At 63.8% G+C, this 25,026-nt stretch carries 27 protein-coding genes; 13 read left to right on the top strand and 14 right to left on the bottom strand.

The window, feature by feature from the left end:
• Positions 1 to 8 precede the first annotated feature (8 nt).
• Positions 9 to 992 carry a D-erythronate dehydrogenase gene (gene denD / locus NKI61_RS09540; protein WP_023710956.1) on the top strand — a complete coding sequence of 328 codons (984 nt, stop codon included), beginning with the start codon at positions 9 to 11 and terminating at the stop codon, positions 990 to 992.
• Positions 993 to 1,002: 10 nt separating this feature from the next.
• Here denD and NKI61_RS09545 read toward each other — a convergent pair whose 3' ends face one another.
• The 4 genes from NKI61_RS09545 to NKI61_RS09560 all read right to left on the bottom strand — a co-directional run bounded on the left by NKI61_RS09545 (position 1,003) and on the right by NKI61_RS09560 (position 5,043).
• Positions 1,003 to 2,175: a nickel/cobalt transporter gene (locus NKI61_RS09545; RefSeq protein ID WP_502899884.1), complete on the bottom strand. Its 1,173-nt coding sequence runs from the start codon at positions 2,173 to 2,175 to the stop codon at positions 1,003 to 1,005.
• An 8-nt stretch (positions 2,176 to 2,183) separates the two neighbouring features.
• On the bottom strand, positions 2,184 to 2,852 hold the full coding sequence (locus NKI61_RS09550; protein WP_352839240.1) for a DUF1007 family protein: 669 nt from the start codon (positions 2,850 to 2,852) through the stop codon (positions 2,184 to 2,186).
• An 89-nt stretch (positions 2,853 to 2,941) separates the two neighbouring features.
• Positions 2,942 to 3,841 (bottom strand): LysR family transcriptional regulator, encoded by a 900-nt coding sequence (locus NKI61_RS09555; RefSeq protein WP_352839249.1) that lies wholly within the window; start codon positions 3,839 to 3,841, stop codon positions 2,942 to 2,944.
• A gap of 2 nt (positions 3,842 to 3,843) precedes the next feature.
• Positions 3,844 to 5,043: an amidase gene (locus NKI61_RS09560; protein WP_023740970.1), complete on the bottom strand. Its 1,200-nt coding sequence runs from the start codon at positions 5,041 to 5,043 to the stop codon at positions 3,844 to 3,846.
• Between the two features lie 539 nt (positions 5,044 to 5,582).
• Between NKI61_RS09560 and odc2 the strand changes: the two genes are divergently transcribed.
• Together odc2 and NKI61_RS09570 are read left to right on the top strand one after the other, a co-directional pair.
• Positions 5,583 to 6,716, top strand: coding sequence for an ornithine/lysine decarboxylase (gene odc2, locus NKI61_RS09565; protein ID WP_023671923.1), 1,134 nt, complete (start codon positions 5,583 to 5,585; stop codon positions 6,714 to 6,716).
• A gap of 147 nt (positions 6,717 to 6,863) precedes the next feature.
• The gene (locus NKI61_RS09570; protein ID WP_023751320.1) at positions 6,864 to 7,535 is read left to right on the top strand and encodes a GNAT family N-acetyltransferase; all 672 of its coding nucleotides are present in this window, start codon (positions 6,864 to 6,866) and stop codon (positions 7,533 to 7,535) included.
• A 68-nt stretch (positions 7,536 to 7,603) separates the two neighbouring features.
• On the opposite strand, the gene NKI61_RS09575 is transcribed toward NKI61_RS09570, so the two are convergent.
• From NKI61_RS09575 to NKI61_RS09590, 4 genes are all read right to left on the bottom strand, one after another.
• Positions 7,604 to 7,888, bottom strand: a complete 285-nt coding sequence (locus NKI61_RS09575; RefSeq protein ID WP_023751319.1) for an SCP2 sterol-binding domain-containing protein — start codon at positions 7,886 to 7,888, stop codon at positions 7,604 to 7,606.
• Positions 7,889 to 8,083: 195 nt separating this feature from the next.
• Entirely contained in the window at positions 8,084 to 8,632 is a 549-nt protein-coding gene (locus NKI61_RS09580; protein WP_023683275.1) for a hypothetical protein, read from the bottom strand.
• A 28-nt stretch (positions 8,633 to 8,660) separates the two neighbouring features.
• Positions 8,661 to 9,077 (bottom strand): hypothetical protein, encoded by a 417-nt coding sequence (locus NKI61_RS09585; protein ID WP_023671919.1) that lies wholly within the window; start codon positions 9,075 to 9,077, stop codon positions 8,661 to 8,663.
• 13 nt (positions 9,078 to 9,090) lie between these two features.
• Positions 9,091 to 9,663, bottom strand: a complete 573-nt coding sequence (locus NKI61_RS09590) for a rod-binding protein (protein ID WP_352839241.1) — start codon at positions 9,661 to 9,663, stop codon at positions 9,091 to 9,093.
• Between the two features lie 36 nt (positions 9,664 to 9,699).
• On the opposite strand from NKI61_RS09590, the gene NKI61_RS09595 reads away from it, so the two are divergent.
• Complete coding sequence (locus tag NKI61_RS09595) at positions 9,700 to 9,849, top strand: hypothetical protein (RefSeq protein ID WP_352839242.1); 150 nt, start codon at positions 9,700 to 9,702, stop codon at positions 9,847 to 9,849.
• Between the two features lie 105 nt (positions 9,850 to 9,954).
• Here NKI61_RS09595 and NKI61_RS09600 read toward each other — a convergent pair whose 3' ends face one another.
• Genes NKI61_RS09600 through flhA form a run of 3 tightly spaced genes read right to left on the bottom strand, consistent with a single transcriptional unit; the run spans position 9,955 to position 13,176 of the window.
• On the bottom strand, positions 9,955 to 10,338 hold the full coding sequence (locus NKI61_RS09600) for a hypothetical protein (RefSeq protein WP_023683277.1): 384 nt from the start codon (positions 10,336 to 10,338) through the stop codon (positions 9,955 to 9,957).
• A 1-nt stretch (position 10,339) separates the two neighbouring features.
• Positions 10,340 to 11,092 (bottom strand): flagellar biosynthetic protein FliR, encoded by a 753-nt coding sequence (gene fliR / locus NKI61_RS09605; RefSeq protein WP_352839243.1) that lies wholly within the window; start codon positions 11,090 to 11,092, stop codon positions 10,340 to 10,342.
• Positions 11,089 to 13,176, bottom strand: a complete 2,088-nt coding sequence (flhA, locus tag NKI61_RS09610; protein WP_023671908.1) for a flagellar biosynthesis protein FlhA — start codon at positions 13,174 to 13,176, stop codon at positions 11,089 to 11,091. Before flhA ends, fliR begins: the two co-directional genes overlap by 4 nt.
• 123 nt (positions 13,177 to 13,299) lie before the next feature.
• On the opposite strand from flhA, the gene NKI61_RS09615 reads away from it, so the two are divergent.
• The 9 genes from NKI61_RS09615 (at position 13,300) to NKI61_RS09655 (ending at position 20,917) form a co-directional block, all read left to right on the top strand.
• Positions 13,300 to 13,599, top strand: coding sequence for a putative quinol monooxygenase (locus NKI61_RS09615; protein ID WP_023733453.1), 300 nt, complete (start codon positions 13,300 to 13,302; stop codon positions 13,597 to 13,599).
• Between the two features lie 523 nt (positions 13,600 to 14,122).
• A complete protein-coding gene (locus tag NKI61_RS09620; RefSeq protein WP_023737663.1) occupies positions 14,123 to 14,392 on the top strand; it encodes a hypothetical protein in 270 nt (89 codons plus the stop codon).
• A gap of 90 nt (positions 14,393 to 14,482) precedes the next feature.
• Positions 14,483 to 15,136: a helix-turn-helix domain-containing protein gene (locus NKI61_RS09625; RefSeq protein ID WP_027049833.1), complete on the top strand. Its 654-nt coding sequence runs from the start codon at positions 14,483 to 14,485 to the stop codon at positions 15,134 to 15,136.
• 37 nt (positions 15,137 to 15,173) lie between these two features.
• The gene (locus NKI61_RS09630; RefSeq protein ID WP_023686368.1) at positions 15,174 to 16,250 is read left to right on the top strand and encodes an extracellular solute-binding protein; all 1,077 of its coding nucleotides are present in this window, start codon (positions 15,174 to 15,176) and stop codon (positions 16,248 to 16,250) included.
• A gap of 22 nt (positions 16,251 to 16,272) precedes the next feature.
• Positions 16,273 to 17,145, top strand: a complete 873-nt coding sequence (locus NKI61_RS09635; RefSeq protein ID WP_023686367.1) for an ABC transporter permease — start codon at positions 16,273 to 16,275, stop codon at positions 17,143 to 17,145.
• On the top strand, positions 17,145 to 17,942 hold the full coding sequence (locus NKI61_RS09640; RefSeq protein ID WP_023737665.1) for an ABC transporter permease: 798 nt from the start codon (positions 17,145 to 17,147) through the stop codon (positions 17,940 to 17,942). The genes NKI61_RS09635 and NKI61_RS09640 overlap by 1 nt, the downstream gene beginning before the upstream one ends.
• Positions 17,939 to 19,054, top strand: a complete 1,116-nt coding sequence (locus NKI61_RS09645) for an ABC transporter ATP-binding protein (protein ID WP_023686365.1) — start codon at positions 17,939 to 17,941, stop codon at positions 19,052 to 19,054. Before NKI61_RS09640 ends, NKI61_RS09645 begins: the two co-directional genes overlap by 4 nt.
• A gap of 50 nt (positions 19,055 to 19,104) precedes the next feature.
• Entirely contained in the window at positions 19,105 to 20,490 is a 1,386-nt protein-coding gene (locus NKI61_RS09650; protein WP_023817289.1) for an NAD(P)/FAD-dependent oxidoreductase, read from the top strand.
• Between the two features lie 58 nt (positions 20,491 to 20,548).
• Complete coding sequence (locus NKI61_RS09655) at positions 20,549 to 20,917, top strand: cupin domain-containing protein (protein WP_081725355.1); 369 nt, start codon at positions 20,549 to 20,551, stop codon at positions 20,915 to 20,917.
• A gap of 23 nt (positions 20,918 to 20,940) precedes the next feature.
• Here the strand turns inward: NKI61_RS09655 and NKI61_RS09660 are convergent, their stop codons facing one another.
• The 3 genes from NKI61_RS09660 to fliQ form a co-directional block, all read right to left on the bottom strand.
• Positions 20,941 to 22,584, bottom strand: coding sequence for an MFS transporter (locus NKI61_RS09660; protein WP_023671898.1), 1,644 nt, complete (start codon positions 22,582 to 22,584; stop codon positions 20,941 to 20,943).
• Between the two features lie 223 nt (positions 22,585 to 22,807).
• A complete protein-coding gene (gene asnB / locus NKI61_RS09665) occupies positions 22,808 to 24,676 on the bottom strand; it encodes an asparagine synthase (glutamine-hydrolyzing) (RefSeq protein WP_023691732.1) in 1,869 nt (622 codons plus the stop codon).
• Positions 24,677 to 24,747: 71 nt separating this feature from the next.
• Positions 24,748 to 25,014, bottom strand: coding sequence for a flagellar biosynthesis protein FliQ (fliQ, locus tag NKI61_RS09670; protein ID WP_023671896.1), 267 nt, complete (start codon positions 25,012 to 25,014; stop codon positions 24,748 to 24,750).
• Between the last annotated feature and the right edge of the window lie 12 nt (positions 25,015 to 25,026).

Consider the following 25,026-nt stretch of genomic DNA (forward strand, 5'->3'; position numbering starts at 1 on the left):
CTTTCGAAATGCGCATCCTGATTACTGGCGCGGCCGGCATGGTCGGCCGCAAACTTGTCGACCGGCTGGCCAAGGACGGCACGCTCAACGGCCGCAAGATCACCGGGCTCGACCTGCACGACATCGTGCCGCCGCAGGCGCCGGCGATGGATGGCGTCAGCATCGCCACGCATACGGGCGACCTTGCCGACGCCGGTGCTGCCGAGAGCCTGGTGGCGTCACGCCCCGACGTCATGTTCCATCTCGCCGGCATCGTGTCGGGCGAGGCGGAGGCGAATTTCGATCTCGGCTACCGCGTCAATCTCGACGGCACACGGGCTCTGTTCGATGCGGTCCGGCTGGCGGGCTTTTCGCCGCGTCTGGTCTTCACCTCGTCGATCGCGGTGTTCGGCGCGCCGTTCCCCGATGTCATCCCGGACGACTTTCATCCGACGCCGCTGACCTCCTACGGCACGCAGAAGCAGATGAGCGAAGCGCTGCTGGCCGACTATTCCAGGCGCGGCTTCTTCGACGGCATCGGCATAAGGCTGCCGACCATCTGCGTGCGGCCCGGCAAGCCGAACAAGGCGGCGTCAGGTTTCTTCTCCGGCATCATCCGCGAGCCGCTGAGCGGCCACGAGGCGATCCTGCCGGTGCCGCGCTCGGTGCTGCACACCCATGCCAGCCCGCGCTCTGCGGTCGGTTTCCTGATCCATGCCGCCGGGCTCGACGGTGCCGCTGTCGGGCCGCGCCGCAACCTCACCATGCCCGGCGTTGCCGTCACCGTCGGCGAGCAGATCGAGGCGCTGGAGCGCACTGCAGGCGCCGAGGTGGCGAGCCTGATCCGTGAGGAGCCCGACGAAACGATCTGGGCGATCGTCAAGGGTTGGCCGACGCGCTTCGAGGCGCGCCGTGCAAGGGACCTCGGCTTCAGCGCCGAAAACAGTTTCGATGAAATCATCCGCGCTCATATCGAGGATGAGCTGGGCGGAATGATCGCGGGTCAGGCCTGACCCGCCGAGGTCACACAGCTCCGGACAGGCTCGCCGACAACAGCAACAGTCCGAACAGGAAGACGAAGGTGGCGCCGCCGATCTCGACGAATGTGTGAATGCGATTGCCCATGCGGCCATCGCCGGCGAAATAGACCGCCCAGTTCTTGGCGGTGACTGCGATCGTTGCCAGCGCCGAGACTGTGATGGCGGTTCCAATCGACATCGCCAGCACCGACAGCAGGCCGCCGAGCCACAGGCCGTTGAGCAAAGCGAAGCTCAGCACAATCAGCGCGCCGGAGCAGGGGCGGATGCCGACGGCGGCTACAGCCGACCAGGCCGTGCGCCAGTCGAAGCGGTCGCCCGACAGCAGCGCCGGATCGGGCGCATGTGAGTGGCCGCACGTATCACAGACCTCGCCGGCTGGGTGATCGTGAGCGGCGTGATCGTGATGAGCGTGGTCGTGATGGGAATGATCGTGTGTGTCGTGGTCGTGCGCAGCGTGATCGTGATGATCATGCGAATGGTCGTGATGCACATGCAAGGCATGCGAATGCGCATGCGCCGCGTGGCTGTGAGCGGCATGCGAATGGCCGCCATGGGAATGACCGGCGTGGGCTGCCGACAGGCTGTAGGCGGGCGCCTTGCCGAACCAGCGCAGGACCGTAGGCCTGAGCTTGCGCCACAGCAGCCAGGCGCCGAACAAAGTGACGAAGACATAGCTCATGATCTCCATGAACCAGGCTGCGTCGGTCATTGAGATGGCGGTGCCGCGCAGGACGAAATAGGCAAGCAGCATCACCAGGATCGCGGTCAGGCCCTGCAGCAGCGCCGAGACGAAGGACAGCAGGATACCGCGCCTGAGCGCCACTTCATTGGCCACCATGTAGGACGAGATCACCGCCTTGCCGTGGCCGGGGCCGGCGGCGTGGAAAATGCCGTAGGCGAAGGACAGGCCGATCAGCAGCCACATCTTGCTGCCGTCCTCGCGCATTGCTTTCATCGCCGTGGCCAATGCGCGGTAGAATTCCTGCTGGCGCAGATTGATCCACATCAGGATATGGGCGAACGGGCCGGTGGTGGGCGCCATGCCGTCATTGACACCGATGCCGAGTGAGCTCTGGGCATGGGCCTGCCCGAGAAAGTGCGTCATCAGCAGGGCAGCGGCCACGAGGCCGAATGCCAAACGCAGGGACGGTTTCATCACCGGATCTATCCTTCTGGCGGGCAATTCAGTTCGAGCTTGGTGGCGAAGATCTTGCTCATGTCGGTGCCTGTCGGGTCGTTGAAGAACGCGTCCGTCAGGGTCTTCTGGTTTTCCTTGATCGCCTCGTCTGGATCAGGCCGGATGACGCTCTTGGTGCAGTTCGAGGGCAGGCCTTCCACCGTGATGTTGCTATCCTCGGTGAAGTCGATCGCTGTGTAGAAGGTTGGATCGTAGACGCCGAAATCGATCTTGCCGGCGAGCTTGATCGGCACCTTGGGTTCGGATTCGAACAGGATGATCAGCTGGTCGTTTTCGAAATTGGCCATAAGATGCGGTGGCGGCGTCATCGGCACGTCCTTGCCGTCGACGGTGACGAGCTGGAAATAATTGAACTCGGCCAGCGAGGCATGAACGGTGTCGGCGACATCCTTCAGCTCCTTGTCGTCAAGCTTCAGGTCGGAGTTCTTGTCGAACTCCATCATCACCGTACTCGAAAACAGATCATCGAAACGCCAGAGGTGACGCAGCGCTTTCACACTTTGGTGATCCGGAGAGAGGATCACGTCGAGGCGGGCCTCGGCGAAGACATGAGGATGCGCGCCAGCCGCTCCGACGGCGACAAAAGGCGCCGCCAAGGCCGAAGCCAGCATGATTGCGTGCCGTTTCAGATGCATTCTCGGTCGCTGTTCCATCGGCCTCGGAGAGATTTCGAGAGGTTACCAGAAACGGGGCGAAATTGGGACCGCGGCACGGCAAGACCGGGTCAGGCGCTCTCGCGGTTCTTGAACCACTGCACCAGAAAATCGACGAAGACACGGACCTTGGCCGGCAGATAGCGGCGGTGCGGGTAGACGGCGAAAATGCCGCTGCCCGACTGGATGCGGTCGTCAAGCAAGGACACCAGCAGCCCGGATGCGAGGTCGGGTGCGGCGATGAAATCCGGCAGGATGGTGAAGCCCAGACCGGTCACGGCGGCGGCTCGCGCGGCCATCGGGCTGTTGACCTCGATCGGACCCGATACGTTGACACTGACAGACTCCTCGCCATCGCCCCTGAAGCGCCAGTTGGCGAGCGAGCGGCCATTGGTGTCGACGATGCAGGGCAAGTTGGCGAGATCCTGCGGGCGCGTCGGCTTGCCGTGCTTGGCGATCAGCTCCGGCGAGGCGCAAAGCTTGATCGAAAACGGCCCCAGGCGGCGGGCGATCAGCGATGAGTTCTCCAGGCGCGAGATGCGCACGGCAAGATCGAAACCTTCCTCGACCAGATCGACAAAACGGTCGTCGAGATGGATGTCGAGCACGATGTCGGGATGCTGCTTGGCGAAGTCGATCAGCGACTGGCCGATCGGTGCGTCGGCGAAGGTGCGCGCCGCGGAGAGCTTGATCCTGCCGCGCACGTCGCCGGAGGATTCGCGCACGGCGTCGGCTAGGCTGTCGACCTCGCGCACGATTTCCGAAGCGCGGCTGTAATAGGTATGGCCGGCCTCAGTCAACGAGAACTGCCGCGTGGTGCGGTTGAGCAGCAGCGCGCCGAGTTCGTCCTCGAGTTCGCGCACATATTTCGACAGCAGCGCCTTGGAGCGACCGATCTTGCGCGCGGCCGCCGAAAAGCCTTCGGCCTCGACGACGTCGATGAAGGCGCGCATGCGGGTCAGTGTATCCATCATCAGGCCTTTCGTGCCGCATCGAGAATTCGCCGGCCGAGCCGTATCAGGGCAATGTCGCTGCCGGGAGGGCCGAGCAGCGAGAGGCCGAAAGGGGCACCGTCAACCGAGCCCAGCGGCAGGGTGATTTGCGGAAAGCCTGACAGACCCGAAAGGCACAAAAGATGCAAGGCCCTTTCGCGGTAGGCCTGGAGCTGCTGCGGCTCGCTTTTGACCAGAGGTGCGGGGCCTGGAACGGTGGGCAGGACAAGAAACCCGTCCTGGCCGAGCAGCGCGGCTAGCTCGGAGCGGAACGTCAGGCGGCGCACCGCCTCGGCCCGCGCGGTCTTTTCGTCGATCGTGCGGCCAAAACCAAAGCGCTCCTCGACGCCCGGCCCGAGATCGCGCTCGCCAGAAATGATCCAGGCGCCATGCTGCTGCCAGGCCTCGGCGGCCTGGAGGCGGCGAAAGCACCAGTAGAGCTCGTCGGGGAAGGAGGCGAAGCTGTACTCTTCCGGCGCCGGCTCACCGATAAGACTGGCGGCCAGCGCTCTCATCCTGGCATATTCGGCTGCCTCAGCGGGGCCGGCCACGAAAGCGTCCAGCCAGCGGATCGAAAGCGGCCGGGTGAGCGGATACGGATGCGGGTCGCGGCCGAGCAGCAATTTGCCGATCGTCTCATAGGTCTCGATGTCGTCGGCGAACCAGCCGAATGTGTCGAAGCTCGGCGCCAGCTTCATCGTGCCTTCGAGCGAAATGCGGCCATGCGTGGTGCGCAGCCCGATCAATCCGCAAAAGCTCGCCGGGGCGCGGATCGAGCCGCCGGTGTCCGAGCCGGTAGCGATATCGGCAAGCTTGCCGGCCACCGCCGCCGCCGAGCCTGACGAGGAACCGCCGGTGACGCGATCGGGAGCGGCCGGGTTCACCGGAAACGGAAAATGCGCGTTCTGGCCCATCAGCGAGAAAGCGAACTCGTCGGTCTGCGTCTTGCCGATGAAGCGCGCGCCGGCGTCGAGAATCATCTGCACGGCCGGTGCCGTGCTGGACGCGGCATGCGCCTCGTCGAACTTCACCGGATTGCCGCAACCGGTGCGGTAGCCGGCGACGTCGTAAATGTCCTTTACCGCCAGCCTGAGCCCGGCCAGCGGCCCCAGTTCCGCATTGGCGACCGGCATGCGGCGCAGGTCAAGAAAGGCGTTGAGCGGGCCGTGCGTGCCTGGCATCGTTCGATATCCGTATACAGTAGGCCCAGCATTGTTCGATGCCGGAAATTTTACAACCTGGGATACGATTTTTATTGATTGTGAAATCTTTCGATCTTATATCGCGCTTGCCCAAAGTCGCACGTGCCTGTGGGTGTCCGCCGATCCTCGAATGGTGAGGGAAATCGGTAAGGTAACTGGAGCTAACCCCTCCAGTCGGTCTAGCGGCCAACCGCCAGCCCGAGGACACCTTGAAGCAACGACGGTGCGGGCCTTTCTGGTGTTCTGCCGGTCGTCCAAAGACCGGGGTTACTGAAGAGGCACACCTTCATTGCCGGCAGTGCGGACGGGTCTCCCATCCAAGCCAAGGCAGACAAAGCGAACCGAGGCCGGGCAAGGCCAAGGTTCACCGCCGCGAGACGGCGTTTCATGGTTCCGGGGTCTCCACCGGCTGGTTCCATGAACTTCCGTCCCGCCTTTGTTTGACCGCGCGTCGCGAGGCCGAGAGCCCGCGTCCGCAGCCTTATTGCGCGCCGCAAGGCGTTAATGGAGAGACCCCGATGGCCACTCAGCGCATCCTCGACTTCCTCGCCACCCGACGTCCGTCCGGCCCCTGCCTCGTCGTCGACCTCGATGTCGTGCGCGACAATTTTCGCGCCTTCGAAAAGGCGCTGCCCGATTCCCGGATCTACTATGCGGTGAAAGCAAATCCGGCGCCGGAAATCCTGCGCCTGCTTGCTGCGATGGGCTCATCCTTCGACACCGCTTCCGTTGCCGAGGTCGAGATGGCGATGGACGCCGGTGCGCCGGCGGACCGTATCTCCTTCGGCAACACCATCAAGAAGGAGCGTGACATTGCACGCGCCTACCAGCTCGGCATTCGGCTGTTTGCCGTCGATTGCGTCGAGGAAGTCGACAAGATCGCCCGCGTCGCTCCCGGCGCCCGCGTGTTCTGCCGCGTGCTGACCGACGGCGAAGGCGCCGAGTGGCCGCTGTCGCGCAAGTTCGGCTGCGTGCCGGCGATGGCCGTCGACGTGCTGCGCCATGCCAGGACGCTCGGCCTCGACGCCTATGGCGTGTCGTTCCATGTCGGCTCGCAGCAGACCGACCTGACGGCGTGGGACCGTGCGCTGGCCGACGCCAAGAAGGTGTTCGCCACGCTCGCCGATGAAGGCATCGTCCTCAAGATGGTCAATATGGGCGGCGGTTTCCCGACGCGCTATCTGCGTGACGTGCCGGCGGCCCAGGCCTATGGCCAGGCCATCTTCTCGGCGCTGCGCAAGCATTTCGGCAATGCGATCCCTGAGACCATCATCGAGCCGGGTCGCGGCATGGTCGGCAATGCCGGCGTCATCAAGTCGGAAGTCGTGCTGATCTCGAAGAAGGCCGAAAACGACAATGTGCGCTGGGTGTTCCTCGACATCGGCAAGTTCGGCGGTCTGGCCGAGACGATGGACGAGGCGATCCGCTATCCGATCGTCACCCGCCATGACGGTTCGGAGACCGCACCTTGCGTGCTCGCCGGCCCGACCTGCGATTCGGCCGACGTGATGTACGAGAAGACGCCGTATCCGCTGCCTCTGTCGCTGACCATCGGCGACGATGTGCTGATCGAAGGCACCGGCGCCTACACGACCACCTACTCGGCGGTCGCCTTCAACGGCTTCGAGCCTCTCCGATCCTACGTGATCTGACGGCTTCGGCCTTCAGATCACCCCAGGCGGACGTTTGCGTCCGCCCGGGTTCGCCTGTGGAACAAGCTCCGCTCGTGAAGGATCGCGGAAATGGACATTGTAAATTACATTGACGGTGCCGTGGGAATCTCCCCCCTTGAGGGGGAGATGGCAGGCAGGCCAGAGGGGGTCGTCTCGCGTGAAGCGCCGGCATCCCTCGTCCACGACGCGGTGTCGCGTCAGGTCGTGCCGACCCCCTCTGTCGCCTTCGGCGACATCTCCCCCTCGAGGGGGGAGATTGCCCGCGCCATTGTTGTCGTCGCCGAAACTGCGGCAGACATCGCATCGCGTGAAGCGTTGCTCGATCGCGCCATGGGGCCGATGCGGCGCAAGAAATCGTCGGAGAAGCTGCGGCGTGGCCGCCGGCCTTCCGAAGGCCTCGCCTTCGTGGCGCGTGATGCGGCGGGCGCGGTGATCGGCACTGTGCGGCTGTGGGATGTAAGGCTGGGCGAGGGTGGCCCGGCGGCGCTCCTGCTCGGACCGCTCGCCGTCGATCCGGCGCTGAAGAACGCCGGCATCGGCTCGGCGCTGATGCGCCATGCTTTGGCCGAGGCCGCGCGTCTCGGCCATGCCGCGGTGCTGCTGGTCGGCGATGCGCCTTACTATGGCCGCTTCGGCTTCTCGGCGGAGAAGACCGGCGCGCTCGCCATGCCTGGTCCGTACGAGCGGCACCGCCTGCTGGCGCTGGAACTGATCGATGGTGCGCTCGACGGCGCGCGTGGCACGCTGAGGGCTGCAGGTCGCAAGCTCAAGGCACAGAGGCTGTCGCTGGCCGCCTGATTGTCCAAAAACAAACGCCGCCGGTCCTTTGCATTTCAGCGAGGGCGGCGTTTGTTTTTGCGAAGGGCTCAGCCGATCAGTTGGCTGAGCGCCATGGCGGCCGACATATCGCCTTCGACCTTTATCTTGCCGGACATGAACGCCATGGTCGGGTTGAGGTCGCCGGCGATCAGCGAATCCAGATCGTCGAGCGACAGCTTTATGGTGCAGTCGGTCGTCGCGTCGGTGGTCGAGACGGTTGCGCCGTCGATGACGATGACGCCGTCACTGCCGGTATCGAACTTCACGGAATGTTCGAACCCGGCGCTCGCCACGCGCGACCTCATCTTCTCGGCAATGTCCTGAACGCTCATGACTGTTCTCCTGGTCTCGTTGCGTTTTGCCGCGCTTCAGTGACCGGCCTCCGCCGAAGTCGCTGTCTCGCGCGTGCCGCGATCCTGGTCGCTTGGCGCATATAGCTTCGAGTTGACGTAAACGTCAACGCGCGATGCGTCATCTCGTTTCAGTCGGAAGGAATGCGGCAGAGAACATTCACCCTGCGACGAAGGTTAGTGTTCAGCAGCGGGCTTCGCCGCCTCGGCCTGGGCCGATTCCGCCGGGGCCGGTTCGGTCGGCGTGGCCGGATCCTTGCGGCGGCGCATGGCGTTGTCGCGGATTTCATCCTTGGTCAGGAAGTTGACTTGGTCGATCAGCACTTCATGCACTAGGTCGGCGCCGACGCGGGCGTTGACGGTGTCGCGTATGGCCTTGCGGAAGGCATCGAGATCGATGGTTTCCTTCTTGGTGAAGTCGATCTGAGGATTGGAGTAGAGATAGGAATAGACCTGATCGGTCATCAGCGCTTCGGCCGGGATCGACATCTTCTTTATCTCGGCCGGCTCGACCGTGTAGACGAGCTTGGTGAGGAAATAGCCGTCGATCTTGGAATCGCGGATCAGCGGCACCGAGATGATGTCGGTCTTGACGTAGTCGAGGCCACCCAGCATCGGTTTCGGCGTCTCGCCGACGCCGCGCTCACCGGCCGCCTGGAACGAATAGAACACCGCGCCAAGCGTGGCGGCGCAGATCCAGATCGCGGCGGCGATGAATTTGATCACCGGTTGTTCCCGCCTGTTGCCGAGATCATCAGCTCGCCCAACCGAATTCGCCGGCCGAGTATGTGCCGTCGGCTTCGGCGCGCTGAATGGCGTTCTTCAACAGCGTGGCGACTTCGTTGACCGCGTTGAGGTGGGCGAGGATTGCAGCCTCGTTTTTCGCGAGCTTCTGGCGCAGCCGCGCCAGACTGTCGCGATGCTGTTCCAGGAATTCGATCTCGTTGGCGCCCTTCATGGCGCGGGTCAGCTCATAGAGGTAGCGGCTCTTGCGGGCGTTGGAGGCCTTGAGGTCATAGCTGGTGTCGTTCTTCAAACCGGCCGTCTCTTCCTCGACCGCTTCCTCGATGCGGCCGATGATGGCGGCAAGGTTGCCCGGCCGTGCAAACGGGATCGGCGCTTCGGACGTACGCGCCGGCAGGTTGGAAGAGTATTTTGAAAAATCGGCCATTGAAAATCCTGGTCTAGATCTTGATTTCGGTTTTGATGGTCGTCTCGTCGCCGGTCATCGACCGTGCGGCCTTGCGCTGCAATTCCTCGACCAGCGAGGTGGACAGCCGCGCCTGCTGGTCGATCTCGGTCTTGTGCGGCCCGGTTGACACCGGGCCGATCGGCACGGTGCGCTTGCCGTCCTTGTAGTGGTCGGCGAGCAGCGATTTGGCAATGCCGATCCCTCCGCGCTCGGCCATGACGTCGGCGACACGCTCGGCAAGCTGCGATTTCCACATGTCGCCGGCCAGCCCCTTGCCGTAGACGCCCTCTGTGTCCTTGGGCAGCATGTTCTGGATGAAGGTCTGCAAGACCATGGCCTCGAACTTCTTGAATTTTCCCGCGGGATCGGCGCCTGCCGCGGCCTTGTCGGCCGTGGCACGCGACAAGATCGAGCCGGTATCCACCGAAGCCGCCATGTCGACAAAAAAGGCGCCGCCAACGCCGTTGGCCCGCTTGGCCAGCGCGGCACGGGCAGCCTCGATATCCGTCGGGTCGACGGCTCGGGCAACATCGAGAACGATGTCGCTGGGTGGAGAAATCGCCAAGAAAGTCCGCCTCTTTGCCGGGTTTCCTGAGCGACCATGCCGCAAGAAGCTTGTGGCAGGCTTGCCGGTTTGAAATCCTTCGCCGGATGCTGGGCCATTGCTATCAGCAGCGGCAAGTCCGGCTGGGTCGATGCGATCTGGTCGTTTGCGGTGGGCGCTGCCGGCGTCGCCATGGTCAGATCGTAGGTGGCGTAAGCGCAGAGGCCGAACACGGCGCCGTACACCCAATACAGCCCGCTGCACGGAACGAAACCGAACGCCGTCCGCAAGTGACGCGGCTCTAACTTCCGATTATTCCTGCCCGCGCTTCTGCGCGATCAGATCGAGCCGGTCGCGGTCGGAGCGTTCGCGTTCGTCCTGTCGGCGCACGTCCTTGTAGGCGCGCTCGACCATGTTGGTGCGCGCCGTCGCAGTGGCGATGAGCGTGACCTCCTGCCTGGCGCTTTCCAGGCTCGCTTCCTGCCGGACCAGCGCATTGGCGATGCGGCGATGGTAGAGGTCAGGGAACAGCACCGCCATCGACTGGTCGGCGTCGAAATGCTGGACAAGTTCCCTGGCCTCGGTTTCGGCGGTTGCCGCTGCCGCCAGGAACGCCGCATGGCGCGTCTCGTGCAGGGCCTTCAGCTGCTCCTGCACCTTGACCAGTTTCTTCAGCCGTTCCTTGCGCGTGCTCATCTCACCTCGCCAGCGTCAGATCGACAAAGCCGTCGACGAACAGCGACAGCATGGTGCCGATGGCGAAGTAGAAGATGATCATGCCGCCGGCGATGACGAAAGGCAGTGAGATGAAGTAGACCGGAATCTGCGGCGTCAGCTTGTTGACGAAGCCGATCGTCAAATTGACCAGGATGGCATAGGCGATGAACGGGCTGCCGAGCCGGATGACCAGGAAGAAGGCGTCCGACACCGTGTCGGTGAGATCGACCAGGGCGGCCTGCGGATTGAAGAAGACGTTGACCGGCGCCACCGTGTAGGAGGCGACCAGAGCGCGGATGATCTCGTGGTCGAAATCGAAGACGAAGAGCAGCAGCAACGCTGAAAACGAGATGATGGCGGCGAGGGCCGCCTGCGGCTCTGGCTCCTCGATGGCGGGGCCGCCGGTGCCGCCATAGCCGATCAGCATGGCGATGGCCGAACCCATGAAGCGCAGCGCCTCCATGTAGAGCCTCGTCATCGCGCCGATCAGCCCGCCGACCAAAAGTTCGGAGATGATCATCGGCGCCAGCACCTGCGGACGCGCATCGACGAAGGGAAAGATCTTGTCCCACAGGAGGGCGAGCAGGCCACCGGTGGCGGCGATCGACACGAACAGCCGGACCTGGACCGGCACGCGGGCGCTGGACAGGCCCGGCATCAGCATGAAGCAGGCGCCGATGCGACAGAAGGCGAGGAAGGCGGCGATGACGACGCCTTGCGACAGTATGTTCACGAGATCGTCCCGAGCACCTTGATCTCGACGCCCTTGGCGATTTCGACATGGGAGAGAACGGGAAGCGTCGTGAACAGGCGCTCGATGATCATGCGCACATAGGGGCGAGCATCGGGCGCGGTGACGAGGACAAAACGCTCGCCGGCCTCGAGATGCTTGCGGATCGCCTTGGTCGCGTCCTGGCCGAATTCCTCCAGCTGGCGCGGGTCGATGTCGAATTCGCGCACCTCGCCCTTGGCGTCGCGCTTGAGGCTCTGGTGGAAGGCGAGGTCCCAGCGATTGCCGAGGCGCAGCACCTTGAGCATGCCGCCTTCGGAGAGATCGCCGCAGATCTGCTGGGCCATGCGGATGCGGACATGCTCGACGATCTGCTCGGTGCGCCGCACATGCGGAGCGATCTCGGCGATGGCCTCAATGATCAGGTGCAGATTGCGGATCGAGACGCGTTCGGCCAGCAGCAGTTTCAGCACCGCCTGCAGGCCGGGATAGGAGATGTGCGAGGTGCAGATCTCGTCGGCGAGCTTGCGGTATTCCGGATCCTGGCGCTCGAGCAGCGCCTTCATGTCCTTGTAGGACAGAAGCTGCGGCAGGTTGTTGCGGATCACCTCGGACAAATGGGTGAGCAGCACCGACATGTTGTCGGCAAAGGTATAGTTCTCGCGCTTCAGATCCTCGGCGAAGGTTTCGAGCACCGAGAAGGCGCGCATGCCGAAGGCCGGCTCGCGGATTTCCTCGCCGGGAACGTCGGGCAAATCCCGGTTGCCGAGCAGCACCATGATCTCACCGACGCGCATCTGGTATTCGGCGACGACGGTGCCGTGGACCTTGATCTGATAGCTTTTCGGCGGGATGCCGAAATCGTCGGCGACGCGCACTTCCGGCACGACGAAGCCATATTGCGTGGCAAATTTCTTGCGCATCTTGGCCATGCGGAACACCAGTTCCTGATGCGACACCAGCAGCCGCGTCGACAGCTGTTTGCCGATCAGAAGCTCGATCTCGGCGGTGGTCAGCGAAGCCTTGACCGAGTTCTTCTCTTCCTCGACCTTGTTCGCCTTCTCCAGATCCTTGATCGCTTCGGCGGCGGCAGCCTCGCGGTTGGCGCGCATCGGGATGACGTAGCCAAGGCCGGCCATGCCGGCGGCTAGCGTGAAGAACGGGAAGAACGGCAGGCCGGGCATCAGGCCGAGCAGGACGAGCAGCGAGGCCGCGACATAGAGCGCGCGCGGATGCGCACCGAGCTGGCCGAACACCGCCTGGTTGGTCGAGCCGCGCGTGCCGCCCTTGGACACAAGCAGGCCGGCGGCGAGCGAAACGATAAGCGCCGGGATCTGGGTGACGAGGCCGTCGCCGACCGACAGTTTGATGAAGACATCGGCGGCTTCGCCCATGCCCATGCCGTGCCTGATGTAACCGATGGCGATGCCGCCGACGATGTTGATGGCGGTGATGATGAGGCCGGCAATGGCGTCGCCGCGGACGAATTTCGAGGCGCCGTCCATCGAGCCGAAGAAGGAGGATTCCTCTTCCAGCTCGCGGCGGCGCAGTTGCGCTGTCTTGTCGTCGATCATGCCGGCGGACAGGTCGGCGTCGATCGACATCTGCTTGCCGGGGATGGCGTCGAGGGTGAAGCGGGCGCCGACTTCGGCAATACGGGTGGCGCCTTTGGTGATGACGATGAAGTTGACCACAATCAGGATCATGAAGACGATCAGGCCGATGACGAAATCGCTGGCCATCACAAGTTTGGAGAAGCCGGCGATGACATAGCCGGCGGCGTGCGTGCCCTCATTGCCGTGCGACAGGATCATGCGCGTGGTGGCGATGTTGAGCGATAGCCGTAGCATGGTGGCGATCAGCAGCACGGTCGGGAAGGACGAGAAATCGAGCGGCCGCTGGATCCACAGCGCCACCATCAGGATCAGCACCGACAGTGCGATCGAGAAGGCGAGGCCGATGTCGATGAGGAAGGCAGGGATCGGGAGGAACAGCACGGCCAGGATGATGACGATGCCGATGGCGAAGAAGACATCGCGGCCGTTCTTGGCCACTGTTCCTGTCGCTAAGCTTTCGCTGACGGCCATATCGTCCCCAATCACAAGCCTGCCGAGCACGCGACAGCCCTTCGAGCCTAACCGGTCAAGCTTGCGCGAGGGTGGGAGGACTGGTTACTTGCCAGGACGACAGAGGCCTTGAGGAGAGAGATCATGCTGGTGATCATCGGCACCATTCGCCTGCCTGCGCAACGGCTCGACGAGGCAAGGCCGGCCATGCGGCGCATGATACTGGGCAGCTGGGCGGAGCCCGGCTGCATCGAATACTCCTACGCGCAGGACGTGCTCGACGCCGGGCTCATCCATGTAATCGAGGTGTGGAGCGACAGGGCCGCGCTCGACGCGCATTTCCGCTCGCCTCACATCGCCGATTGGCGGGCGAGCTGGGCATCGCTCGGCATAGGCGAGCGCAACCTCATGCTCTACGAGGCCGGCGAGCCGAAGCCGATCTGAGGACCAGGCACAGTCAAGAAGGCGTGGGCCCAAGAAAGTCTAGCAGGCGTTGACCTGTCTGCAGACCATCCGCCGCCATCGGTATCGTGGCAGTCTTCATAGCTGCCGTAGCAGGTGTTCGTCGAATTGCGATACCAAGGATAGCCGCCAGGACAGCAAACATCTTGTTGTGCAGTCTGGATAAATTCCTTTGCCGGCCGGCTTTGGTTTTCCGGATTGCCTCCCGCCAAAAAAAGAGACATCGGGTGTGACACAACAGACCTAACCGGCATATCCATGCTTGAATTGCTCACCGCAGACGAGCTCAAAAAAATCATGCCAACAGCTAATGAAAAAAATCCCCGCGCACTCATCTTCTCCTCCTTGAGGGAAATAGAGACGGCCAAAAATAACACAGCTGCGTCGATTGCGTAAGCGATCGCTCATATACCTCGACGCGCTCGCGGGGAATTGAAGCGGGGCGGCAAGCCTGACTGCGCCTCAGCGCCAAAATGGCGCCGCAAGCAGCCGGCATTATGTCGGCGTGCTGATCGTCGCCGAACTGCACAGCGATCCGTCCGATGGTGAGACGCCGGTGCTGGCGCCGGCCAAATTCCGGCATGCGGTGCTGGTGCCGACCATGAACGTCCAGTCCACCGCCGAAACCATCCAGCGCGCCGTCGCGGAGGAACTGGAGGTGGTCGAGAATTTCGACAACCGGGCCGTTGTCGGGCTTTTGACCGAGGGCCATCTGATGCGGCGCTACGCCGAGGAACTCGACAAGGCGCGGCGCGACCTGTCGGGCGAAGACTAGGCCTCGGCCGGCATCTTAAATGTCCCCACTCGGCGCTTGCCACGTGTACAGTGTCACTGTACAAATTGTTCAGTGGGAGAAAAAGACGGGATGAGCACCGACCAGGCTCCGGTCAAGAATGGCGTCGCCTCGACGGCGACGCATGCCCATCAGATGTTGGGCCAGCGGCTGAAGAGCCTGCGTCTCGGCCGGCGGCTTTCGCTGCGCGAACTCGCCGAGCTGACCGGGACCAGCGCCAGCTTCATCAGCCAGCTCGAGCGCGGCCTGACCGGCGCCAGCACCGCCTCGCTCAACCAGATGGCCTCGGCGCTTGGGGTGAGCGTGGCGATGCTGTTCGAGGATAGTGCCGCCGGGCAGCGCGGGGTCTTGCTGCGCAGCGAGCGGCCGAGCCTGCCGCCCAGCGACGGCTGCCGCAAGATGCTGCTCTCGCGTCCCCCTTTAAGCGACATGGAAGTCTATGTCGGCGAGTTCGAAATCGGCGGCTCGACCGGCCCAGCGCTCTACACCCATGGCGACGCGCACGAGATGCTCGTCGTGCTGCGCGGCATCGTCGAGGTTTCGCTCGGCGATGTCAGGCATGTGCTGGAAGAGGGCGACAGCATCGAATACGCGACATCGACAGCACATCGCTCAGAGAACATCGGCAGTGGCCGAGCCGAGGTGATGTGGATCATTGCGCCACCGACTTCGGTGCGCGCCGAACTCGATCAATACAGGGCCTGGAAACCGCTCGCAGCCAGGTAGGTTCAATCCATGCGGGTCAAATGGGAGAACAATAATCATGCTGAAAACAAGACATCTTGGCCTTGGCGCCGTGCTGGCGCTCGGCGTTCTGGCAACCGCAGCGTTCGCGCAGGAAAAGCCTGTCGCGGGTGAGGTCAAGGAAGGCTCGCTCAAGGGCAAGACGCTGACGCTCGTCTCCTATGGCGGCATCTACCAGGACGGCCAGGCCGCCGCGCTCAAGGAGTTCGTCGAAAAGTCCGGCGCCACGCTGCTCAATGACGGGCCGACAGAGATCGCCAAGCTGCAGGCGCAGGTCGAATCCGGCAACGTCACCTGGGACGTCGTCGACACCGCCGACCTGCCGCCTTACGTCTATTGCGGCAAGCTGTTCCAGAAGCTTGATTTCAGCAAGCTCGACGTCTCCAAGGTGCCCGAGGGCCAGGTCGGCGAATGCTCGGTGCCGGCCATGAACTACGGCGTCGTGCTGATGTACAACAAGGAGAAGTATGGGGATAACCCGCCCAAGAACTGGGCCGATTTCTTCGACACGGCAAAATTCCCCGGCACGCGCGCGCTCGACGGTTCGGGCGACCCGACGGGCGGCCTGCTGGAGCAGGCGTTGAAGGCGTCTGGCGGCGACCCGAAGGCGATGACGGTGGCCGACATCGACAAGGCCATCGATGTCATCCGCAAGCTCGGTCCCGACACGATCTATTGGAAGACCGGCGCTGAATCGCAGCAGCTTGCCGAATCTGGCGAAGCCGACATGCTGATGATGTGGACCGGACGTGCCATGACGGCGGTGAAGAACGGCGCCAAATATGCGCCGGCCTGGCAGGACTGGCTGGTGGTGATGGACCAGATGACCATTCCGGTCGGCGTCAAGGATACGGATGCGGCTTATGCGCTGCTCAATGCCTATCTCGGCAAGGGGGCGCAGGAGATCCTGGCGCAGCAGACCTCCTATACGCCGATCAACAATGACGCGCAGCCCAAGGTCGATGCGTCGGTCGCCGCCTTCCTGACCAACACGCCCGAGCGCCAGAAGCAGGGTTACAAGCAGAACATCAAGTTCTGGGTCGAGAACTTCCCGGTGGCGCAGGAGAAGTGGTCGGCGCTGATGGCCGGCAACTGAACAGCCAAGTGAGAGCCAGGCCGTGAGCGCGTCCGAACCCATCGCCCAACCCGCCGCCCATGCGCGGTCGGGTCGGGCATGGCGGCCGTTCGCGCTCACGGCGCCGGCGCTCATCCTGCTCGTCGCGGTGATCGGGTATCCGCTGCTCACCATCGTGCTGCGCAGCCTGTCGGAACCTGAGTGGGGGCTGCAGAACTATGCCTGGTTCTTCGGCGCGCCGGTCAACCTGACAGTGCTGCAGCGGACTTTCGTCATTTCGGCCTGGGTGACGCTGGTCTGCGTCATCGCGGCCTATCCCTATGCCTATCTTATGACCGCGGTCGGGCCGCGCGTCCGGCTGGTGCTTGTGCTTTGCGTGCTGATCCCGTTCTGGGTGAGTGGTGTGGTGCGAACGCTGTCATGGGTGATCCTGCTGCAGGATTCGGGCGTCATCAACTCGTTGCTGCGCTCGGTCGGGTTCGGCGGCGTCAAGCTGATCCGCACCCAGACCGGCGTGGTTATCGGCATGGCGCAGGTGCTGTTGCCGTTCATGATCCTGCCGCTCTATTCCGTGATGCAAGGTATCGACCTCAGGCTGATGCGGGCGGCGCAAAGCCTTGGCGCGCGGCCGTCCCGAGCGTTCTTCACCGTCTATCTGCCCCTGTCGCTGCCCGGCGTCTATGCCGGCGCGATCATCGTCTTCATCCTGTCGCTCGGCTTCTACATCACGCCGGCTTTGCTCGGCGGCCCGCGCTCGACCATGCTGTCGACGCTGGTGCAGACGCAGGTGCTCAGCCTGCTGCAATGGGGCAGGGGCGGCGCCATGGGCGTCGTTCTGCTGGTCACCACCTTCGTGCTGCTGGCGCTGGCAGCACCCGTGATGCGGTCCAGGCATCGGGAAGCGGGGCGGCGCTGATGGAGATGAAGCCGCTCACCCGCGTTCTTCTCGGGCTCGTCTGCCTGCTGGTGGCGATATGGCTGGTGGCGCCGACGCTGGTCGTGGTGCCGATGTCGTTCAACGAAAACAAATCGCTGGCGTTTCCGCCGCAAGGCTTTTCCTGGCAGTGGTACCAGAATTTCGCCACCAATCCGGACTGGTCGAACAGCTTCCTGAACTCGCTGAAAGTCGCCTCCATCGTTGCCGTCCTGGCAACGGTGCTCGGCACGCTTGCCGCCTTCGGCCTCGACCGCATGAAGGCGCGGCCGGCGAACCTTTTGCGTATGCTGATGCTGACGCCGATGGTGGTGCCGGGCGTGGTGCTGGCGATCGGCATCTATGCCGTCTATCTCGACACGCAGCTCGTCGGGACGCTGCTCGGCTTCGTGCTGGCCCACACCATCCTTGCGCTGCCCTTCGTGCTGATCGCGGTCTCGGCCAGTCTCGAAGTGTTCGACCGCCGGCTGGAGACAGCCGCCGCGAGCCTGGGCGCCGGCGCACTGACCACGTTTCGCACGGTGACGCTGCCGCTGATCGCGCCGGGCGTGCTCTCAGGCCTGCTGTTCGCTTTCGCCACGTCGTTCGACGAGATTGTCGTGTCGCTGTTCATCACGAACCCCTATCTCAAGACATTGCCGGTGCAGATTTTTGCCTCGATCACGCGCGACGCCGATCCGACGGTGGCGGCTATCGGCACGATCCTGCTTTTCGCGACCACGATCCTGATCGGCGGCGGCATGCTCCTTCTTGGCCGCGAGCGGAAAGGACGCCAATGAATCCGAAGCCGACAAGCAAGGGCGCGGCGATCGATCTCGAAGCGATCAGCAAGGCCTATGGCGGCTTCAAGGCGCTGGACGGCGTGTCGCTGCGCATCGAGCCCGGCGAGTTCATGACGCTGCTCGGCCCCAGCGGCTCGGGCAAGACGACGACGCTCAACGTGATTGCCGGTTTCACCGATGTCACCAGCGGCAAGCTTCTGGTCGGGGAAAAAAGCGTCGTCGGCGTGCCGGCGCACAAGCGCAACATCGGCGTCGTCTTCCAGCATTACGCGCTGTTCCCGCATATGAGCGTCGGCCGCAACGTCGCCTATCCGCTGACGCTTCGCGGCGTCGACCAGGCGACGAGGCAGACACGCGTGGCAAGGGCGCTCGACATGGTCAAGATGGGCGATTTCGCGCATCGCTATCCCAGCGAATTGTCGGGCGGCCAGCAGCAGCGCGTGGCGTTGGCACGCGCCATCGTCTTCGACCCGCCGCTGCTCCTGATGGACGAGCCGCTCGGCGCGCTCGACAAGAAGCTGCGCGAATGGCTTCAGCTCGAGATCAAGCGCATCCATCGCGAACTCGGCACCACCTTCGTCTATGTCACGCACGATCAGGAAGAGGCGCTGGTGCTGTCGGACCGCATCGCCGTGTTCAACCGCGGGCGCATCGAGCAGGTCGGCACCGGCCGCCAGCTCTATGACGAGCCGGCAACGCTGTTCGTCGGCCGCTTCATCGGCGATTCCACCGTGCTGCGCGGCAAGGCGCGCAGCGATGGCAACAGCACCGCGCTGAGCATCGCCGGCGAGACGGTGACGGTACCGCGTAAGCTGTCGGGAGAAGCCAGTCCGGTGATGCTGCTGCGTCCCGAAAAGCTCGCGATCCGAAGAGCCGGCCAAAGTGCTGCCAATGGCGCCAACCGCCTGTCGGGGACGATCGCGGAAGCCATCTATCTCGGCTCGGAATCGAAATACGAAGTCAAGCTCGCCGACGGTTCGGCCGCGATCGTGCGCTCACCGCTGACCGGCGAGAGTTTTGGCCTCGGCGACAAGGTCGAGCTCTGCTTCGACGGCAGCGACGCCAAGCTGCTGGCGGACGACGCAAGCGCCGACACCACACTCACCTGATTCCATCTGGCCTGATCCCATCTGGCCTGATCTCATCTGAAAGTCATTCCATGCAAGCCAAGCGCAACGGCGACATATCGTTCTGGTATGCGGATCTGGGGGCGGTTCCCGTTCCGCGCCCGCCCTTGCCTGGAAACATCGAGGCCGATGTCGCCATTGTCGGCGCCGGCTATACCGGCCTGTGGACCGCCTACTATCTGAAAAAGGCGAAGCCATCGCTGCGCGTCGTGATCGTCGAGCGCGAATTTGCCGGCTTCGGCGCTTCGGGGCGCAATGGCGGCTGGCTGTCGGGCGGCTTCAGCTGGTCGCGCGAAAAATATCTCAAGACATCGAGCCGCCAAGGCGTGATGGCGATGCAGGCGGCGATGGCAGGCTGCGTTGATGAAGTGATCCGGGTCGCGACCGAGGAAGGCATCGACGCCGACATTCGCCGCGTCGACAATCTGACGGTGGCCACCAACGCAGCGCAGTTGGAGCGCGTGCGCGAAGAATGCGAGACGATCCGTTCCTGGGATGTCGACCCGAACCGCGTCGAGATGCTGGACGCCGCCTCAACGCGCACGCGCATCAACATCCGTAACGTCATGGGCGGCTTCGTCGTCCATGGCCAGGCGCGGGTGCAGCCGGCCAAGCTGGTGCGCGGGCTTGCCGATGCCGTCGAGCGGCTGGGCGTGCCGATCTATGAGAAGACGACGGTGACAAGCATCGCCAAGGGCAGCGTGACGACAGACCGCGGTACGGTGCAGGCGGAGACGATCATCCGCGCGACCGAGGGTTTTACATCAGGCATCCCCGGCGAGGAGCGGACCTGGCTGGCGCTCAACAGCGCGCAGATCGTGACTGAGCCGCTGCCGCCCGACCTGTGGCGCGACATCGGTTGGGAAGGGCACGAACTGCTCGGCAATGCGGCGCATGCCTATTGCTATGCCCAGCGCACGCGTGAGGGACGCATCACGATGGGCGGACGCGGCGTGCCTTATCGCTACGGCTCGCGCACCGACGTCAACGGCCAGACGCAGCAGGCCACGATCGACCAGCTGCACACGATCCTGACGACGCTCTTGCCGCAGACCAAGGGATGCCGCATCGATCACGCCTGGTGCGGCGTGCTCGGCGTGCCGCGCGACTGGTGCACCACGGTCGGCCTCGATCCCGCGACCCGCATCGGCTGGGCCGGCGGCTATGTCGGCCTCGGCGTGTCCAGCTCCAACCTTTCGGGGCGCACGCTGGCTGACCTTGTTCTCGGGGCAAACACCGAGCTGACGAAGCTGCCCTGGGTCAACCGCAAGGTCAGGCCATGGGAACCGGAGCCCTTCCGCTGGCTGGGCGTGCATTCGATGTACCAGCTTTATCGCATTGCCGATGGCCGCGAGGCGGCAGGGCTTGCGCGCACCTCGAAGCTGGCCGCGTTGGCCGACAGCATCACCGGCCACTAAAGCCATTTGTTCTCACGCAATTCCGGGGCAGACCCCTTTCCTGGAATTGCTCTTATCCATGGAGCTAGACTTGATCGATCTTTCGACCTTCCACGATCTCGCCAAGGCCGAGATCGGCGCGTTCTCTCCTAAGCCAAGCTCGATTGAAGGCGATCAGGTCGAGGCCGTGCGCTCGTTCTTTCAATCGCCTGACGGGACTGTCGATGTCGGCATCTGGGAATGCACGCCCGGCCGCTTCACCGCCGATCGTTCGGACTCGTCGGAGATCTGCCACATCATTTCGGGGCGCGTGGAACTGAGCCGCATCGATGGCGAGGTGCGGGAACTCGGTCCGGGCGATCTCCTCGTCCTGCCGCAGGGCTGGAAGGGCGAGTGGCTGATACGCGAGACCACGCGCAAGCTCTACATGATCCAGAGCGCCGGCTGACCGGCGCTACGGCTATGGCGAGCTCAGTGATCGATCGGCCCCTTCGGCGAGACCAGCGCGGTGCCGGCGGTCGTCGGGCGCTCGATCAGGCGGCGCACGCGCGGCGGTTCGTCGCCGCTGTGCAGCGCCCGCACCCGCTCGCCGACGACGGCGTCGGCATGGGTGGCGCGCCGGTTGTGGCGGATGTATTCCAGCCAGGTCGGCGTGTGGTAGTGTTCGATCCAGACTGCGGGATTTTCTAGGTCCCGAGCCAGCGTCCAGTTGCGGGCGCCGTCGCGGCGGCGGATGCGCCCGCGCTCGGCCATGGTGGCGAGGAATTCGGGTACATCTTCGTCGCGGATAATGTACTCTATCATGATGGCGATGGGGCCGCTGCGCGGCTTCAGGTCGAGGCCGAGATGCGGCTCCTTGAAGCGGTTGAGCGGGTCGAGGTTGAGAGTCGTCTGCTGCGGCAGCGGCAGGAACAGGCCGATGGCGCCGCCAACAAGCATCGCGATGGCCGCCGCAATCAGCGCGGTTTCGGCGCCATGCGCATCGGCAACGACGCCCCAGATCCAGCTGCCCAGCGCAATGCCGCCGAAGGTCGCCGTCTGGTAGACCGACAGCACCCGGCCGACGACCCAGCGCGGCGTCGACATCTGCACCGTGACGTTGAAATGCGACAGCGCGATCACCCAGCAGGCGCCGCCGATGAGCAAACCCGCCGCAGTCTGCCAGGCATTGAGGCTGATGGCGGCATTGAAGGCGCAGACGGCAAAGCCGGCGAAGGCCATCCGCACCATCGTCTCGCTGGACAGCAATTGTCTGAGACGCACGCTTATCAGCGCGCCGCCGACGGCGCCGATGCCGAAGGCGCCGAGCATGATGCCGTAGGTCAAGGCATCGCCCTTGACGACGTCGCGCGCCACCAGCGGCAGCAGCGCCAAAACCGCGCCGGCGCTGAAGCCGAAGGCGGAGCCCCTGACCAGCACCTTGCCGATGTTGGGCGACATGGCGACATAGCGCAGGCCGGCGCCCATGGCGGCGCCCAGCGTCTCGCGCGGCAGCGTCGAGACCGGCAGCTCCGGCTTCCAGCGGAAGAGCACGATGATGAGACCTATATAGCTCAGCGCATTGGCGGCGAACGCAGCAGCCGCACCAGCGGCGGCAACGATGATGCCGCCGATCGCCGGGCCGACGCTGCGTGTCAGGTTGAAGCCCAGTGAATTGAGTGCAACCGCGGCCGGCAGCTTGTTGCGCGGCACCATGTCGCCGACCGATGCCTGCCAGGACGGGTTGTTGAGCGCCGTGCCGCTGTCGATCAGGAAGGTGAAGGCAAGCAGCGTCCACGGCGTCATCCAGCCGTTCCAGGTGAACAGCGTTAGAAGTGCAGAGACGACCAGCATGAAGATTTGGGCGATCAGCATCACCTTGCGCCGGTTGAAGCTGTCGGCGATGGCGCCGGCGACGAGTGCAAACAGCATGATCGGCAGAGTGGCCGAGGCCTGGACCAGCGCCACCTGATAGGGCGACGTGGCGATGGTGGTCATCATCCAGGCGGCGCCGACGCCCTGGATCAGGCCACCGAAATTCGACACCAGGCTGGCCGACCAGACGGCGCGGAAGATGCCGTGCCGGAACGGCGCCAGCGCCGAAACGCGTTCGCTGTCCGGCTCGTCATCGATCATCAGACCTGTCCCACCTTAACGTGCTGGTTTCGTCCGCGGGGACGACAATCATGGCATCCGTTTGAAATAGAGCACGACATCCAAAAGGGCGAACGCGTCTTCGAAAAAGATCATGGTCCAACAACAGGATAGCAAGGCGAAAATACGTCAGCCGGGAATGGTCCGCTACCCAGAGCGATGTTCTCATTGGTCCACTGCGCGGGGCTGTCGGCCGCGCGCGAAGTCAGCTTCTGTCCCGGGCAGCGGTATGCAAGGCTTCGGTCAGCGTGCCTGTCGTCTCGCCGCCGGCGTGAAGGCGCAGGAAAAGCTCCATGCCGACAAGCCGCAGCCTGGACGGTTGCTCGCGCCGCGCCAACTGGACCATGTCCTCCAAATTCGCGGCGGGCCATTTCAAGGCATCGCGCAGGAAACCGCCGCGTAGCAAAGTCTCCGTGCCGGCCGAAAATTGCGACGACATCTCGAAGCCGATCTTGCGCGCCTGGACGTTCTGGCGCGGAATATGCTTTTCAGCGACCTTTCGCAAAAGCCATTTTCCTGTTTTGTCGCGGTATTTCTGCCGCCTCGGCAAATGGATGGCGAAGTCGATCAGGCGGTTTTCCAGGAACGGGACCCGCAGTTCCACGGACGCCGCCATGCTCAGCCGGTCGTGCCGGTGCAGGATGTCCTGCAGATGCGAATAGAGGTCGTAGAGGCAACTACCGAGAAAGGCGCGATCCGCGGGCGGCATAACCGGCTCCAGGCGGTCGAAGATCTCGGTTTGCAGAAAATTCAGCTCCGGCGACAAAGCACGCAGGACCATGCTGCGATCCATTTGTGAGTGGCTTCCAGCCGAGACCTTGTAGGGGGCATGACGCTGTTGCTCGAATCTCCGGTCGAGCGAGCGCTTCGAATGGACCAGGCGCCGGGGCCACGACCAGGAACGCCACTTCTTCATGCTCAAGGCCTGCAAGGGGTAGCCGCCAAACAATTCGTCTGCGCCTTCGCCGGTGAGCAGCACCTTGACACCATCGGCCCGGCATCGTTCGGCAAGCGCCAGCAGTGCGACATGGCTGGCGTGCCAGCCATCGCTTTCAAGATGCCAGATTACCCTTGGCCAAAGTTCGAAAAACCGGTTCCTGTCGACCGGCACCCGGCGCAAGGGCACGCCGACATGGCGGCCGGTGCGTTCGGCGTCTTCGGCCTCGCTGTTGCCGAGCTGCGGGTCGACGACATAACCGTGGACTTCCGGCCTGAACCGCTTTGCCAGCGCCGTTATCAGGCCGGAATCGACACCGCTGCTGCAGGCGGTGGCAACGCTGGTATCGGCGATGCAGTGAAGTCCGACGCTGTCCTTGAGCAACGCCTCGAGCGTCGCCATGTGTTCAGCATCAGCGGATGCATCGCCGGTAATGCGCGCGGTCTCCAGCACGTCCAGCACATGCCAGAAGCGGCGCTTCTCGATAACGCCATCGGTGATCTTCCACAGGCCGGCGGGCGGCAGGCGCTCGATGCGGTCGAACAGGCTGTAGCTGGAATCGCGGCTCTGCCAGGCAAGCCGCAAGGTGATCTCGCGGCTGTCGATGTCGCGCGGAAAACCGTCGCAGGCGAGGATCGCCTTGTCCTCCGAGGCGAACAGGATTCGCTCCGGCGTGTCGGCCACCGACATCGGCTTGATCCCAAGACGGTCACGCGCAAGCCACAGCGCACTGCTGCGAGCGTCGAAATAGGCGAAGGAAAACATCCCGTCGAACAGCGGCACGGCTTTTTCGGGACCCCAGTGATGCAAGGCTTCGAGAACCACTTCGGCATCGCAGATGGTTCGAAAGACGACGCCTTGCGCCTGCAGCGTTTCGCGCAACGAGCGGTAATTGTAGACCTCGCCATTGTAGACGAGAACGCCATCGCCGGAAGAAGTCAGCATCGGCTCACGGGCGGCGGGCGAGGGATCGATGATGGTCAGTCGGCGGTGACCGAGGGCCAGCCGATTGTTGTGCCAGCTGTCATGATCGTCGGGGCCGCGATGTACCAGCGCCTGCATCATGCTGGCGACATCCGACAGGTCGTTGGCGTCGATCGGGTTTCGTTTGCGCCAGACGCCGGCTATTCCGCACATGGCCTGCCGGTGAGTTCTGCCTGAGTCATGGCCTGCAATCTAGCCGGAACACAGCCGCCTGCAAGCGCTGCCTAGAACCCGTTTTCAATGCGCTCGAAGATGACGTTGGTGAAGGCCGAGATCTGGCTGCCGATGAACGGACCGGTCAGCGCCACGACCAGCATGATGGCGACGATCTTGGGCACGAAGGTCAGGGTGATTTCCTGGATCTGGGTCAGGGCCTGGATCAGGGCAATGCCGATGCCGACCACCATGGCGACCAGCACCACCGGCGCGGAAGCAACAAGCACCGTCCATACCGCGTACTGGACGATGTCGAGTGCGTCGGCCTCGTTCATGTGAGCGCGCCT

Origin of the sequence: Mesorhizobium sp. M0514 (genome assembly GCF_040321145.1) — a bacterium.
Taxonomy (GTDB): domain Bacteria; phylum Pseudomonadota; class Alphaproteobacteria; order Rhizobiales; family Rhizobiaceae; genus Mesorhizobium.